The 14,235-nt window shown below is 57.8% G+C and carries 14 protein-coding genes and 1 tRNA gene; 10 read left to right on the top strand and 5 right to left on the bottom strand.

The window, feature by feature from the left end:
• Positions 1 to 33 precede the first annotated feature (33 nt).
• Genes NITSA_RS06665 through NITSA_RS06655 form a run of 3 tightly spaced genes read left to right on the top strand, consistent with a single transcriptional unit; the run spans position 34 to position 3,546 of the window.
• Positions 34 to 804 carry a fumarate reductase cytochrome b subunit gene (locus NITSA_RS06665; RefSeq protein ID WP_013554255.1) on the top strand — a complete coding sequence of 257 codons (771 nt, stop codon included), beginning with the start codon at positions 34 to 36 and terminating at the stop codon, positions 802 to 804.
• Positions 801 to 2,798, top strand: coding sequence for a fumarate reductase flavoprotein subunit (locus NITSA_RS06660; RefSeq protein WP_013554254.1), 1,998 nt, complete (start codon positions 801 to 803; stop codon positions 2,796 to 2,798). Before NITSA_RS06665 ends, NITSA_RS06660 begins: the two co-directional genes overlap by 4 nt.
• Positions 2,791 to 3,546 carry a fumarate reductase iron-sulfur subunit gene (locus NITSA_RS06655; protein ID WP_013554253.1) on the top strand — a complete coding sequence of 252 codons (756 nt, stop codon included), beginning with the start codon at positions 2,791 to 2,793 and terminating at the stop codon, positions 3,544 to 3,546. The genes NITSA_RS06660 and NITSA_RS06655 overlap by 8 nt, the downstream gene beginning before the upstream one ends.
• Positions 3,547 to 3,673: 127 nt before the next feature.
• Here the strand turns inward: NITSA_RS06655 and NITSA_RS11295 are convergent, their stop codons facing one another.
• The 3 genes from NITSA_RS11295 to NITSA_RS06645 all read right to left on the bottom strand — a co-directional run bounded on the left by NITSA_RS11295 (position 3,674) and on the right by NITSA_RS06645 (position 5,378).
• Positions 3,674 to 3,853, bottom strand: coding sequence for a hypothetical protein (locus NITSA_RS11295; protein ID WP_148224954.1), 180 nt, complete (start codon positions 3,851 to 3,853; stop codon positions 3,674 to 3,676).
• A gap of 102 nt (positions 3,854 to 3,955) precedes the next feature.
• Positions 3,956 to 4,657: a PAS domain-containing protein gene (locus tag NITSA_RS06650; RefSeq protein WP_013554251.1), complete on the bottom strand. Its 702-nt coding sequence runs from the start codon at positions 4,655 to 4,657 to the stop codon at positions 3,956 to 3,958.
• Positions 4,638 to 5,378, bottom strand: coding sequence for a helix-turn-helix domain-containing protein (locus NITSA_RS06645; RefSeq protein ID WP_013554250.1), 741 nt, complete (start codon positions 5,376 to 5,378; stop codon positions 4,638 to 4,640). The genes NITSA_RS06650 and NITSA_RS06645 overlap by 20 nt, the downstream gene beginning before the upstream one ends.
• A 340-nt stretch (positions 5,379 to 5,718) precedes the next feature.
• Between NITSA_RS06645 and purL the strand changes: the two genes are divergently transcribed.
• Complete coding sequence (gene purL, locus NITSA_RS06640; RefSeq protein WP_013554249.1) at positions 5,719 to 7,944, top strand: phosphoribosylformylglycinamidine synthase subunit PurL; 2,226 nt, start codon at positions 5,719 to 5,721, stop codon at positions 7,942 to 7,944.
• Positions 7,945 to 8,203: 259 nt separating this feature from the next.
• Here the strand turns inward: purL and NITSA_RS06635 are convergent.
• Positions 8,204 to 8,280 (bottom strand) — tRNA-Thr (locus tag NITSA_RS06635).
• Positions 8,281 to 8,337: 57 nt separating this feature from the next.
• On the opposite strand from NITSA_RS06635, the gene NITSA_RS06630 reads away from it, so the two are divergent.
• Entirely contained in the window at positions 8,338 to 8,991 is a 654-nt protein-coding gene (locus NITSA_RS06630; protein WP_013554248.1) for a TrmH family RNA methyltransferase, read from the top strand.
• Between the two features lie 100 nt (positions 8,992 to 9,091).
• Here NITSA_RS06630 and NITSA_RS06625 read toward each other — a convergent pair whose 3' ends face one another.
• Positions 9,092 to 9,586 carry a Mut7-C RNAse domain-containing protein gene (locus tag NITSA_RS06625; protein ID WP_042203839.1) on the bottom strand — a complete coding sequence of 165 codons (495 nt, stop codon included), beginning with the start codon at positions 9,584 to 9,586 and terminating at the stop codon, positions 9,092 to 9,094.
• Between the two features lie 91 nt (positions 9,587 to 9,677).
• Here NITSA_RS06625 and rpmH point away from each other — a divergent pair, with 91 nt between their 5' ends.
• The 5 genes from rpmH (at position 9,678) to mnmE (ending at position 14,126) form a co-directional block, all read left to right on the top strand.
• Entirely contained in the window at positions 9,678 to 9,812 is a 135-nt protein-coding gene (gene rpmH / locus NITSA_RS06620) for a 50S ribosomal protein L34 (protein WP_013554246.1), read from the top strand.
• Entirely contained in the window at positions 9,800 to 10,165 is a 366-nt protein-coding gene (rnpA, locus tag NITSA_RS11125) for a ribonuclease P protein component (RefSeq protein ID WP_013554245.1), read from the top strand. The genes rpmH and rnpA overlap by 13 nt, the downstream gene beginning before the upstream one ends.
• A gap of 124 nt (positions 10,166 to 10,289) precedes the next feature.
• The gene (gene yidC / locus NITSA_RS06610; RefSeq protein WP_174254515.1) at positions 10,290 to 11,903 is read left to right on the top strand and encodes a membrane protein insertase YidC; all 1,614 of its coding nucleotides are present in this window, start codon (positions 10,290 to 10,292) and stop codon (positions 11,901 to 11,903) included.
• A 10-nt stretch (positions 11,904 to 11,913) separates the two neighbouring features.
• Positions 11,914 to 12,789, top strand: a complete 876-nt coding sequence (locus tag NITSA_RS06605; protein ID WP_013554243.1) for a Jag N-terminal domain-containing protein — start codon at positions 11,914 to 11,916, stop codon at positions 12,787 to 12,789.
• On the top strand, positions 12,786 to 14,126 hold the full coding sequence (mnmE, locus tag NITSA_RS06600) for a tRNA uridine-5-carboxymethylaminomethyl(34) synthesis GTPase MnmE (protein ID WP_013554242.1): 1,341 nt from the start codon (positions 12,786 to 12,788) through the stop codon (positions 14,124 to 14,126). Before NITSA_RS06605 ends, mnmE begins: the two co-directional genes overlap by 4 nt.
• Positions 14,127 to 14,235 lie beyond the last annotated feature (109 nt).

Raw genomic sequence — 14,235 nt, 5'->3', positions numbered from 1 at the left:
TTTCATAAGATAAATTGACGAGAAGGATCCGTGGTGAGCGATCTGATCGAAGGGTATCTGGGTAAGAGGGCGGATGGGACCAAAAGCCGTATGCCGGCGCTGCTGGACCGGTGGCAGAGTATCACGGGATTGATCCTGGGGCTTTTCATCATCGGGCATATGTTTTTCACGTCGTCGATCCTCCTGGGCAAAGAGGCGATGTACAAAGAGACGAAGCTCTTCGAGGGGAGTCTCTTCCTGGAAAAACCCGAACCGGCACTGGTGTCGATCGCCGCTGCCTTGATCTTTCTCGTTTTCATCGTCCACGCAGGTTTGGCGATGCGCAAATTCCCCTACAAATACCGCGAATACAAGATGCTCAAGACCCACGCCGCCCATATGGGGCATACCGATACGATTCTGTGGATGCTTCAGGCCGGGACAGGTTTCGCTATGTTTTTCCTCGGTTCGGCCCATCTCTGGACGATGGTGGCGATCCCCGACAAGATCGGCCCCTACGCTTCGGCGGACCGGATATACAGTGAACATTACGGAGTGCTTTATGCCCTGCTGATCGCTGCGGTGGTGATCCACGCGATGGTGGGTCTCTACCGCTTGAGCGTCAAATGGGGCATCGCCGTAGGCCCCCGGCCCAGAGCGGGGCGACGACGCAACAAAAAGATGATGTGGGGAGCGATCCTCTTCTTTTCCCTGATGGCCTATGCCGCGCTGGCGACCTATTGGCAGATCGGCCGGGAGCATCGGGGAAGCTACGGAGAGCGTTACACCCCATCCGCGATGCAGAATAGGGGAGATGTATTATGAAGATCCATTACTGTGACGCCCTGGTGATCGGGGGGGGATTGGCAGGGCTGCGGGTGGCGGTGCAGACGCAGGAAAAGGGGCTCAATACCATCGTCCTCTCCCTGGTCCCCGTCAAACGCTCCCACTCCGCCGCCGCGCAGGGGGGAATGCAATCGAGCCTGGCCAATACCGTGATGGGCGAGGGGGACAACGAGGATGTCCACTTCGCCGATACGGTCAAAGGGAGCGACTGGGGCTGCGATCAGGTCGTCGCGCGGATGTTCGTCACCACCGCCCCCAAGGCGACCCGTCAGCTGGCGGAGTGGGGGGTGCCCTGGACCCGGGTGCGCAAAGGCCCCAGGGAAGTGGTCATCAATGCCCAGCGCACTACGATCGTGGAGAAGGAAGAGGCCCACGGCCTGATCAACGCCCGGGATTTCGGCGGGACCAAGAAGTGGCGCACCTGCTATACCGCCGACGCGACGGGGCATACGATGCTCTACGGGGTGGCCAACCGGGCGATCCGGGATGAGGTGGAGATCCACGAGCGCAAGGAACTGCTGCGCCTGATCGTGGAGGAGGGGCGCTGCTACGGAGGGATCGTGAGGGATCTTATCAGCGGGGAGATCGAAGCCTATGTGGCCAAGGCGACCTGCATCGCCACCGGAGGCTGGGGGCGGATCTACCGCACCACCACCAACGCGGTCATCTGTGAGGGGACCGGCCAGGCGGCAGTGCTGGAGACGGGTCTGGCGGCCCTGGGCAACCCCGAGGCGGTGCAGTTTCACCCCACCCCCATCGTCCCGTCGGGCATTCTGCTCACCGAAGGGTGCCGGGGGGACGGCGGGGTGCTGCGGGATGTGGATGGCCACCGCTTTATGCCCGATTACGAACCGGAGAAGAAGGATCTGGCCAGCCGCGATGTGGTGAGTCGGCGGATGATGGAGCATATCCGCAAGGGCAAGGGGGTCTCTTCGCCTTTCGGGGAGCATCTCTGGCTGGATATCTCCATCCTGGGGCGGGAGCATATCGAAAAGAACCTCCGGGATGTCCGGGAGATCGCGATGACCTTCAACGGCATCGACCCCGCCGACCCCGGCCCCAAGGGGTGGCTGCCGGTGCGCCCGGCCCAACACTACAGTATGGGGGGCATCCACACTAAACCCACCGGAGAGAGCCCCGATATCGCCGGGCTCTTCTCCTGCGGGGAAGCGGCCTGCTGGGATCTGCACGGCTTCAACCGCCTGGGGGGCAATTCCGTGGCGGAGACGGTGGTCTCGGGAATGATCGTCGGCAGCTATATGGCCGACTATTGCCGCCGAGAAGAGCTGCGGATCAATACCCGGCTGGTCCGAGAGTCTATGGAGCGGGAAGAGGCGCAGATGCGTTCGATCCTGGCACGCCCGGAGCGGAACGGGATGAGCATCTTCGATATCAAAAGAAGAATGCAGGTCATTATGGATGAAAAAGTGGGGATCTTCCGCAGTGGCGATACGCTCCAAGAGGCGGTGGATGAGCTGCAGGAGCTGCTCAAAATAAGTCAAAAGGTATCGGTGCGTTACAAATGCCCCAAAGCCAATCCCGAGCTGGAACAGGCTTACCGGGTCCCCAGGATGCTCAAGATCGCCATCAGCGTCGCCTACGGAGCGCTGCTGCGCACGGAGAGCCGCGGGGCCCACTACCGGGAGGATTACACCAAGCGTGACGATCTCCATTGGCTCAAACGGACCCTGGTGCGCTGGAGGGATCCCGAAGCGACCCTTCCCGAGGTGGACTATGAAGCTCTGGAGATTATGAAAATGGAGATGCCCCCCGCCTTCCGGGGCTACGGGCGCAAGGGGCAGATCATCGAAAATCCCCTCTCGGCCAAGCGTCAGGAGGAGGTGGAAGCCATCCGCAAGAGACTGGAGGCCGAAGGGAAAGATCGCTTCGAAATTCAGGAGGCGCTGATGCCCTTCGAGCTGCCGGAAGATTACAAAGCCAAAAACGAACGCCTGGGGGTGGGATATGCCTAAGACCAAGATCATAACGAGCGATCAGAGCGAGGGGCGGGAGCTGACCTTTGAAATATTGAAATACAACCCCACCGATCCCGAGTCCAAGCCTCATCTGGCTACCTACAAGATCCGGGAAACCCCCGGGATGACCCTTTTCGTGGCCCTGAATATGATCCGGGAGGATCTGGACCCGGACCTGGCTTTCGACTTTGTCTGCCGGGCGGGCATCTGCGGCAGTTGCGGGATGATGGTCAATGGCAAACCACTGCTCGCCTGCCGGACCCGCACCGCCGACTACCCGGAGGGGAAGATCCGCCTGATGCCGATGCCGGCTTTCGAGCTCATCAAAGATCTCTCGGTGATCACCGGGCAATGGATGGATCGGATGAGCCGCCGGGTGGAGAGCTGGGTCCATAAGCAGGAGGAGCGAAACTACAGTCGCATCGAAGCTCCGGTGGAGCCCGATCGCGCCGATGCCACCTTCGAATTGGACCGCTGTATCGAGTGCGGGATCTGCGTGGCCGCTTGCGCCACGGCGCTGATGCGGCCGGATTTCGTAGGCGCGGTGGGGCTCAATCGGATCGCCCGCTTCGAGGCCGACCCCCACGACGAGCGCAATGATGCAGACTTCTATGAACTGGTGGGGGATGATGCGGGGATCTTCGGCTGTATGAGCCTTCTCTCCTGTGAAGACCACTGTCCGAAGAATCTGCCGCTGCAGGAGAAGATCGCCTATATGCGGCGAAAACTGGCTTCGGTGAAATAGGGGACTCTTTCCCGGAAAAACTACCGTATCGAGGGGCAGCGACTTCAGTCGCTGAAAAACACTTTTTCAATTCAAGGGCTGTTTATTGTACGACTAAAGTCGCCTCACCAGGTTCATATAGCCTTTGTTACTCCTCGTCTTTGCCGCCGCTGACGGTATCGACGACGGCTCCGCCGGCCGCTCCGACCATATGAAAGCCCGCCCCAACGACAGAGCTGGCCACATCGATGGGTGCGGTGACGATACTGGTACACCCCTGCATCCAAAAGAGGCCGGAGCCCAGGAGAATCAATACTTTTCTTTTCATAGATAAAATTCTACCGGAGTGTGGAGATATTCCCTTGAAAGGGTTTGCCGGGGCATCGATTTTCGGCTCCTCGATGGCACGCCCCATCTTCTCGGGAAACGCTTATCGGATAAAAGGGATATCCAGCGTTACCGAATCGGGCTCCAGAAAGGCGGAGATCTGCAGGGAATCGGCCAGCCGCTCTATGTCGGGATCCCCCTCGATGAGACGATGATCTCCCCGGAGGATGAGCCGCAGCACCGGATAGCGCTTGGCGTCGATCCGGATAAATTCCCCCAGGGTCATTTTGAAGGAGCCATCGATCCGCTCCGATTCCCGGAAGCTCTCCAGGACTTTGCGCAGGAGTTTGGAAAAGCCGTTCTGGTCAATGCGGCTCTCGGGAAGCTCCTGATCCACCAGCAGACTCAGGGGCCGGTCATACTCCATACGGAAGATCCCGATGGCCGCTTCGAGCAGGAGGTTGAGGTTGGTCGGAAGAAGCCTGTCGGGGTCGATGTGGCGCTCTTCGTGGGCTTTGGGCCGGTAGTAGAGACGCAGGGCGATCCACTCTTCGGAGTTGTAGGCGACTTGAAAAGCGTAAAAGTTCAACTGGCGGTAGTGAAGCTCCCTCAGGATCGTCTGATGGCCGAAATCTTTGGGGGCGTGGGTGAGTGCCAGCTTGAAGAGCTCCTTGTGGTCGGTGTAACCCAGCAGGATCTCCGCTGCTTCGTTGAGCCAGAGGATGTGCCCCTTGTGATCGAAGACGATTAGGGGGGAGATGTCGCTTTCGAGGATGAATTGCCAATCAATCGATTCGATGCTCATGCAGTTTCTTTCTCAAAGTGTTCCGATTGATCCCCAGGGCCTCGGCGAGTTTGAGCTGGGAGCCGTATTTCCTCAATCCGGCGCGAAGCAGAGGCCGCTCTAGGAGTCCGAGATTCTCCCGATAGGCATTGTTGCCCTCCAGGTTTGTGTCGAAATGGTGTTCCAGAGCCCGCTCCAGCTCCTCGGCATCCAGGGATTGCAGGAGCATATCTCGGTAGATCGAGGCCCGTAGAGATCGGAGGTTCTCGGTAAGGTCGAGATAGGCTTCCCGGGGGGCGATCGCTTCGGAGAGCATCAGATCCCGGCGGGCCTCTTCGGCGAAGTGGCGCGTAAGCACCTCCAGATCCTCCGGCCGCTCACGGAGCGGGGGCATACGGTAGATGAAGGCGAACTTCTCATCCAGAAGAGCCGCTTCGATGCTTTGATCGGCGATGGCGATGATCCGCTTGTTTTGGAAATCGAGCTCCGAGGGGCGGTGGACCGCTTCGAACTCGGTGATGATGAGTGCCTGCTCCCGCTCCAGTGTCGCGAGGAGCCCCTTTTCGTCACGGCCCGATATGGTGGGAAGCTCGGGGAAAAGCTCATAGACCAGGGTGCGCTTGCCGGTATGGGGCTCCCCCCAGAGGATGGATGCGATCTGGAGCTTTTGCGTCAACTCCAAACCGTGCCTTATCTGTTCCACCGCCATACTCCGGCACGGAACTACGGACGATCGACCCATGCGTCTCCTCTGATGCTGTGATGAAATATTATACAGCCTTTGGATTAAATCGTCGGCGTGGTCGTTGGTCGTTGGTCGTTGGTCGTTGGTCGTTGGTCGTTGGTCGTTGGTCGTTGGTCGTTGGTCGTTGGTCGTTGGTCGTTGGTCGTTGGTCGTTGGTCGTTATGGCAGCGGATAAAAATTACTAGTTACTAAATTGCTCGGTTGCTCGGTTACTCGGTTGCTCATTTCTCAAGATCCAAATTCTCCATTCTCCATTCTCAATTTACTCCCCCTTTGTCCCTTTAGCCCCTTTTGAGTAAAATATCCCCACTTTTACCTACGATGCCAAAGGAATCCAATGAGCAGCACCCAAGCCCTGGAAAAGATCGATGAGGTTCTTGCCGCCCACAAGCTGAGCCGGGAAGATTACGAGCATATCAAACAGATCCTCGGACGTGAGCCCAATCTGGTGGAGATCGGGATCTTCAGCGCTATGTGGTCGGAGCACTGCTCCTACAAATCTTCCAAAAAGTATCTCAACGGTTTCCCCACCAAAGCCCCCTGGGTGATCCAGGGGCCGGGTGAGAATGCGGGAGTCATCGATATCGGCGGCGGGATGGCGGCGGTCTTCAAGATGGAGAGCCACAACCACCCCAGCTATATCGAGCCTTTTCAGGGGGCTGCGACCGGAGTCGGCGGAATCCTGCGTGATATCTTTACGATGGGAGCCCGCCCCGTGGCCAATCTCAACTCCCTGCGCTTCGGCGATATCGACGGCGAAGGGGAGACCGAGCGCTACCAGCGCCATCTGGTTCGTGGAGTCGTCGAGGGAATCGGCAGCTATGGCAACTGTATGGGGGTCCCCACCATCGGCGGCGAAATGAGCTTCGAAAGCTGCTACAACGGCAACATCCTGGTCAACGCCTTCAGCCTGGGGCTGGCCAAAGCCGACGAGATCTTCTACGGCAAAGCCGAAGGAGTGGGCAACCCGGTCATCTATGTGGGCTCCAAAACGGGCCGCGACGGCCTGGGCGGGGCGGTGATGAGCTCGGACAGTTTCACCGAAGAGTCCAAAAAGCTGCGCCCCACGGTCCAGGTGGGCGACCCCTTTACCGAGAAGCTCCTGCTCGAGGCGTGCCTGGAGCTCTTCAAGACCGATTACGTCATCGGGATTCAGGATATGGGGGCAGCAGGGCTCACCTCCAGCTCCTTCGAGATGGCGGGGCGAAGCGGCAGCGGGATGATCATGCATCTGGACAAGGTCCCCGCCCGAGAAGAGGGAATGACTCCCTACGAGTTTATGCTCAGCGAATCCCAGGAGCGGATGCTCATCTGTGCCCGCAAAGGGACCGAGGAGAAGATCATGGAGATCTTCGAGAAGTGGGATCTCGACTGCGCCGTGATCGGGGAAGTGACCGATACGGGACGGATGGAGCTCTTCTGGCACGGCGAAAAGGTAGCCGATGTCCCGGTGGACCCCGTCAGTGAAGAGGCGCCGATCCTCGACCGCCCCACCAAGCGCCCCGCCTACCTGGACGAGATCGCCGGAGTTACGATTGACGATTTCGACCGGGTGGAAAACCAGGAAGCTTTCGAGAAGCTCGTCGCCAGCGAAGAGGTGGTGGACAAGGCATGGGTCTACGAGCAGTATGACTCGATGGTCCAGACCAATACCGAGAAGCACCCCGGCAGCCTGGACGCCAGCGTGATCCGGGTCAAAGAGACCGGCGTCGCCCTGGCGATGAGCAGTGACTGCAACCCCCGTTACTGCTATATCGACCCCTTCAAAGGGGCAGCCTTGGCGGTCTTGGAGAGTGGGCGCAACGTCGCGATGAGCGGCGCCAGGCCTCTGGCGATCACCGACTGCCTCAACTTCGGCAACCCCGAGAACCCCGAAGTGATGTGGCAGTTCGCCCAGGCGTGCGAAGGGATCAAAGAGGCGTGCAGCGAGATGGAGACCCCCGTCGTCAGCGGCAACGTCTCTCTCTACAACGAGACCAACGGTGTGAGTGTCTTCCCCACCCCCGCCATCGCGATGGTTGGCGTCAACGACAGCGAATACCGGGTCCTGCCGAGCCATTTCCAGCAGGAGGGCAATACCCTGGTGCTGGTGGGCGAGACCAAAGGGGAATTCGGCGGATCGCTCTATATGAAAGAGGTCTGCGGAGCCATCGCCGGCAGCCTGGCTGATATCGACTACGCCGCTGAAGCGCGGCTCTGGCAGCTGGTGGCCCAGGCCAATAAAGAAGAGCTCCTCAGCGCCGCCAAAGATGTCAACGTCGGCGGCCTGGCGATCGCTCTGGCCAAGATGGCGGCCCGCAGCGGCAAGGGAGCCGATGTGAAGATCGATTTCCCCGACAGCCGCTGGATCTTCGACGAGACCCAGAGCCGGGCGATCCTCGAAGTGGCTCCCGACAAACTTCAGGAGCTCGGTCGTCTGGCGATGGACCTGGGGCTCAAAGTCCAACCCATCGGTACCGTCGGCGGTGAAGAACTGAAGGTCAACGATGTGGTAATGCCTCTGGATAAGCTCAAAGAGGTCTATTTCGGAGAATTCAAGAAAGTGATCGAACAGGATCTTTAATATATTGGTAGGAATTTTCTTCATATCAGGTGGAGCTTTCACTCGATAACTCTGGCAGTCGCAAACAGGAGGAGTGTAAAGCCGACTCAAACTGCTTTGAGTCGGTAGCTCCGCACGACGCTCCGTTTTTGCCGAAGGCAAAGGAGACGGCTAAAAAGTGCCCCTGTGGGGTTGGGTGCTCCTTTGTCGCCATCGAATGAAAGCTCCATAACAAAAATAATGGTCTAATGATTGCTAGAGTAATAAAAGAAGATGAAAGTGGAGCTGATAGCGGGACTCGAACCCGCGACCTCTTGATTACGAATCAAGTGCTCTAGCCAGCTGAGCTATATCAGCGTAGAAGGAGCGCAATTTTACTCCGTTCCTTCGAAAAAATCAAGCATCGGAGCCTAGGTGAAAGAGCGACTTACCCGATTGGTTACTCCCGAACGTCTGGCGCGGATCGAAGCGCTTTTGGCGGCCAAACAACCCTGCCTGCAAATTTTTCTCGATGATGTCCACGACAGCCGCAATATGTCGGCGGTGATCCGCACCGCCGATGCCGTCGGAGTGCTGGATATCTTCTATGCCCGCAACAATCCCCAACATGTCCCCGTCCATACCCTGGTGACCCAGGGGGCCCATCGTTGGCTCCGCCGTCACCGAATCCCTTATGAAGAGCGTGCCGAATTTTTGAGGAAAAAACGGGAGGAGGGGATGCAGATCGTCGTGACCCATCTGGAGGAGGCCAGCCTCGATTTTCGTGATGTCGACTATACCCGTCCCACGATGCTGGTTCTCGGTAACGAGAGGGAAGGGGTCTCTCCCGAAGTTTTGGCGGAGGCCAGCCATTCGGTCATCATCCCTATGCACGGGATGGTCCAGAGCCTCAACATCTCCGTCGCCGCGGCGCTGATCCTCTACGAAGCGGAACGCCAGCGCAAAGCGGCGGGCTATTACGAAGAGGCGCGGATGCCCGAACCGGAGCGCCGGGCGCTCCTGGAGGAGTGGCTCCGAAGGGACACGCTGGTGCGGCGGAGCAAGGGGAGGGTTAGAGTAATTGAATAACCGAGCAACCGAGTAATGAGTAATGAGTAACCGGATAATGGAGAATTGAAAATTGAGAATGGAGAATAGCTGTTCGGGGGAATAGGTAGTTTGGTGGTGCTTACTTGTTTTGGACTTGGGTGAATATCTCTTTCCACTCTTCGAGCATTCTTTGGTAGTGGTCGCCCGGCCAGTAGATGCGCTGGCAATGGGGGCAGGTTTTGAATGTGTGGAAATGTCGGCTGACAAGGGGTGGGACTTTGCCTCTTACTGCATCGGCTTCGATGGGCTGGAGCTCAGTGTTGCAAACCATACAGCGGGTGAAGGGATCGTAGGTATCCGCGAGGTCGAAGGTTTCGGCCAACTCTATTAGCGCGGGGAGAAGCTCTTCGGCCTCGAGGCGATGAAGCCGAACCCCCTTTCCGAGGTGGATCCCCCGGTCACGGGTCAGCAGGATCCGCTCCTGTATTCGTGCCAGGTTCAGCAATTCCCCGTCGGCGATCGAGGGGAAGTAGAGGGTATCCCAACCGCCGAAGCGCAGATGGCGGGCGAGTTTCCCCAGGTGGGCATCGGCGATGAAGGCGGGTTTTGCCCTGCTGACTCTATCATCTCTCATTAAGCTCTTTTCCGATAAAATCCCGTCCATATTTTTCTCCCTCCTCCCCTTTGAGAAGGGATGGAGAAATGACTATTCAAAGGATATCCAAATGAAACGAACCTATCAACCTCACAACACTCCCAGAAAAAGAACCCACGGTTTCCGTGCCCGTATGAAAACCAAGAACGGCCGCAAGGTTATCAATGCCCGCCGCGCCAAAGGTAGAAAAAGATTGGCCGTCTAAACCGATTCCAGCGTATCACGCAGCAGCGTGATTTCGACCGGGTCTACCGACGCGCCGACAAGGTATGGCACACTCCCTGGTTTGTCCTTTTCTACCAAAAGGGCTCGCGATACAGTGTCGCCTTCGTCGCCGGGAAAAAGGTAGGCAAAGCGGTCGCGCGCAACCGTGCCAAACGCCGCCTTAGAGCGCTCTTTCAGGAACGGATCGCCGAGTATCGGCCCGGAAGTTACATTCTGGTGGCCAAAGCGGCGATCCTCGACGTAGAGTACGCAGAGTTGCAACAGGCGTGGAGCAAGGCGTTGGAACGCTCCGGGGCTATTCAGCCTTCAGCGCGACGTGCCGTCCGTTCCTGAATTTCCTCCCACTCTAAAACCCTCCCCATATTTCAGCTTCGATCCTCCATAAAATTGTAATCCAAAAGAGGGTATAATCCCGCCCTATTCGTAAATTACTCTCAAAGGCACTATTTTGGAACAGATGGATATGAATAAGCGGTTGATGATCGCTCTCGTACTCTCCTTCGTCATATTGATAGGCTTCAGCTATCTGATGCCCCAACATAAAGCGACGGTGGATCAAAACGGCACCGCCGCCCCTTCCGCTCAGGCCGCTCAGCACTCTCAGGCTCCCCAGGCCCCGGCACCTGCCGCTTCCGGTACGGCCCCCGAAGCCTCGGCGGGTACCGCACCCGCCGCCCAGACCGCTGCGCCGGTCAGTGTGGACAAAGTCATCAGCACCGTCGAAACCAAAAAATATACGCTGAAATTCGACCAGTTCGGCCGGATCGTCAGTGCCGTGCTCAAAGAGCCCAAATATCGCCAGGATGACGGGAAGCCTCTGGATCTCATCGATCCCAAGCGCACCCGGCCCCTGGAAGTGCGTTTCAAAGACCCTGCGATCAACAAAGCGGCTTTCGAAGTTCCCTACAGCGCTTCTGCCGGCACCCTCGATGCCCGTTCAGGCAAAGCGGTCCTGACTCTGACTCAGAAGCTTCCCCAACTTACCCTTACGAAGACTTTGACCTTCTATCCCGAAGGGCACTATGACCTGAAGGTCGAGCTCAGCCGCAAGGTTCCCTACTTCATCACCACCGGCCACCGCCCCGAAGCCGATCACTCCCGCTATATGATCGTTCGGGGTGTACTGGTCCGTAACTCCAAGGGGGTCATCACGACCGTCGAGGATGGAAAGGCCGATCAGACTGTCAAAATCCCCGATGCGACGATTCTCTCCTCGTTTGATCGTTATTACGCGTCCCTCTTTTTCGATTTTAAAAAGCCTTTTTCCGTCATCATCACTCCCGACGAGAAAAAAGATCCCCTTCCTTTTGTCGTGACAGACTCGAGCCTCCAACTCCACGGCTATGTGGGCCCCAAAGAGTGGAAACTCTTCGAGAGTCTCGATCCCCGTTTGACCGATGCCATCGAGTTCGGCTGGTTTACTTTCCTGGCCAAACCCTTCTTCCGGATCATGCTGGCGATTTACAATTTTGTCGGCAACTGGGGATGGGCGATCGTTCTCTTTACCCTGCTGGTGAAGCTCGTGCTCTTCCCCCTCTCTTACAAAGGGCTCCTCTCGATGCAGAAGCTCAAGGATCTCGCGCCCAAGATGAAAGAGATCAAAGAGAAGTACAAAAGCGATCCCGCCAAAATGAATCAGCAGATGATGGCGCTTTACAAGAAGCACGGTGCCAACCCGATGGGCGGGTGTCTGCCGATGCTGCTGCAGATCCCGGTCTTCTTCGCCCTCTATCGAGTTTTGCTCAATGCTGACGAGCTCCAGGGGGCTCCCTGGATCCTCTGGATCCACGACCTCTCCCGGCAGGATCCCTATTTTATTCTCCCGATCCTGATGGGTGTGACGATGTTTATCCAGCAGCACATTACTCCCAACACGATGACCGATCCGATGCAGCAGAAGATCTTCAAATGGTTCCCGGTCATTATGACCTTCTTCTTCCTGACCTTCCCTGCGGGTCTGGTGCTCTACTGGTTGACCAACAACATCCTCTCCATTGCCCAGCAGTATTACATCAACCGGGTCTACGATAAGCACAAGGCCAAGCTCAAAGCGGCGAAAAAACAGAGTTGAGGAGGCTGTCGTGAAAAAGATCGAAGCCCCCACCCTCGAAGCCGCCTACCGCATTGCCTGTGACACGTTCGGTTGTTCTATGACCGAGTTGAAATATGAGATCGTCCAGTATCCCAGCAAAGGATTTCTGGGACTTTTTTCCAAGCCGGCGATCATCGTCGCGATGGCGGAGCCCCGCGCATCCGAAGCTGCGCCGTACACCGAACCTTCAGTTGTTCCCGAAAAGCAAGAGTCCAAAGCGGCACGGGAAGAGCCGGTAAGTGTGAAGGAGGAGGAAGCCCCTTCGGCCGTCGAAGAGGCGGTAGAAGAGGTCGAGGAGACCGAAGAGGAAGCGAACAGTTCCGAAGAGATCCTCGACCGTTTCTTCTCCGAAGAGTCGGCAGGATCGGCTCAGGAAGCCGGATCCGAGACGGAAAAGAGTGAAGAGGCCCTGGCCCGGGAGATAGAGGAGACGATCCGGGATATGATGGAGCAGAGCTGCTTCGATATCGACACCGTCGAAGTGGATGTGATGGAGGGGACTGCCTACATCTTCCTCGACGGAGAGGATGCGGCGCTGCTCATCGGCAAAGAGGGGTACCGCTACAATGCGCTCTCCTATCTGCTCTACAATTGGATCCACAGCAGCTACGGCCTCTTCGTCAAACTGGAGGTTGCCCAGTTCCTCTCGACCCAGCAGGAGATGATCCGCCATCATATCCAGCCGGTGATCGAGCATGTCCGTCAGGAGGGGTGGGGACGCACCCGCCCTCTGGACGGAATTCTGGTGCAGATCGCCCTGGAGCAGCTGAGAGAGGAGTTCCCCGACAAGTATGTCGCCATCAAACGGCAGCGTGACGGCGGACGCTACGTCCTCATCAACGAATTCAACAGCCGCAGGAAATGAACGACACCATCGCGGCGATCGCCACGGCTCACGGTGTCGCCTCCATCTCCATCATCCGCCTCAGCGGCCCCCAATCCCTCGACATCGCCCGCAAGATCGCTCCCAAAGCTACCTTCACCCCCCGATATGCCCAGCTCTGTGACCTCTTCGATGCCGAAGGGGTTCTGATCGACCGGGGGATCGTCCTGCGTTTTCAGGCTCCCCACTCCTACACCGGGGAGGAGATCGTGGAGTTCCAGGTCCACGGCGGCCTGGTGGTGGCGGAGCAGATCCTGGAGAGCGCGCGTCGTCATGGGGCACGCCTCGCCGAACCGGGAGAGTTCAGCAAGCGGGCTTTTCTCAACGGCAAGATCGACTTGAGCGAAGCGGAAGCCATCGCCAAGATGATCGAAGCCAAGAGTGCCGATGCGGCCCGGATTCTGGCTCGGCAGATCAAAGGGGAGCTGGGGCGTTTTGTCGAGGAGAGCCGCGAAAAGCTTCTGCGGGCCCTGGCCCATTCGGAGGTGATGATCGATTATGCCGAGGAGGATATCCCCGAGGATCTGATCCGGGGCCTGGAGGCGCAGCTCGTGGAGTTGAAGGATTCCCTGGAGCGGATCGTGCAGAGCAGCCGCAGGCGCCGGGGATTGATCGAAGGCTTTCGCGTGGCGATCGTGGGCAAGCCCAATGTGGGCAAGAGTTCTCTGCTCAATGCGATGCTCAGTTACGAGCGGGCGATCGTCAGTGACGTCGCCGGCACGACCCGGGACACCATCGAAGAGCAGATCCGTATCGGTTCGCATATCGTGCGGATCATCGACACCGCAGGCATCCGCCAGACCGAAGACCGGGTGGAGCGCATCGGAGTGGAACGCTCCCTGGCTTCCCTGGAAGAGGCGGAGGTGGTCATCGCCCTCTTCGACGCTTCCCGTCCCTGGGAGAGGGAAGATGAGCGGATTCTCGAGCGGATCGAAGCCCTCCGGGACAAAGAGCTCATCGTGGCTCTGAACAAAACCGACTTGCCCCGGCGTCTGGAGGAGCCGCGTCTGGAGAAGTTTCATCCGCTGGAGATCAGCGCCCGGCGCGACTTCAGCCATTTGATGGAGGAGCTTCAGAGGCGTTTGGACGCGCTGGGGCAGGATGAGGAGCTCATGCTCGCTTCGGAACGCCAGATCGAAGCGGTGGAGGAGTGCGCCCGTCAGATTCGGGAAGCGGTCGCACCGCTGAAACAGGGGGAGTTGGAGTTTTTCAGTTATCACATCCAGGAGGCGGTCCAGGCTATCTCCCGGATCACACGCCCCTACGAGAGTGAACAGATACTTGACCGAATGTTCGGTGAATTCTGTCTGGGGAAGTAGAAATTTCTTTCCATTTATCCCCTCTAATCTTCTTGGGGTATAATTATGCGCATTACACGATCTTGTCAAAAACATAGATTATTATCAATATATTTGAAAAAAAAGGAAA

Source organism: Nitratifractor salsuginis DSM 16511 (genome assembly GCF_000186245.1).
Classification (GTDB): Bacteria; Campylobacterota; Campylobacteria; order Campylobacterales; family Sulfurovaceae; genus Nitratifractor; species Nitratifractor salsuginis.
The sequence above is the reverse complement of the archived record's forward strand: the minus strand, read 5'-3'. Positions and strand labels throughout refer to the sequence as shown.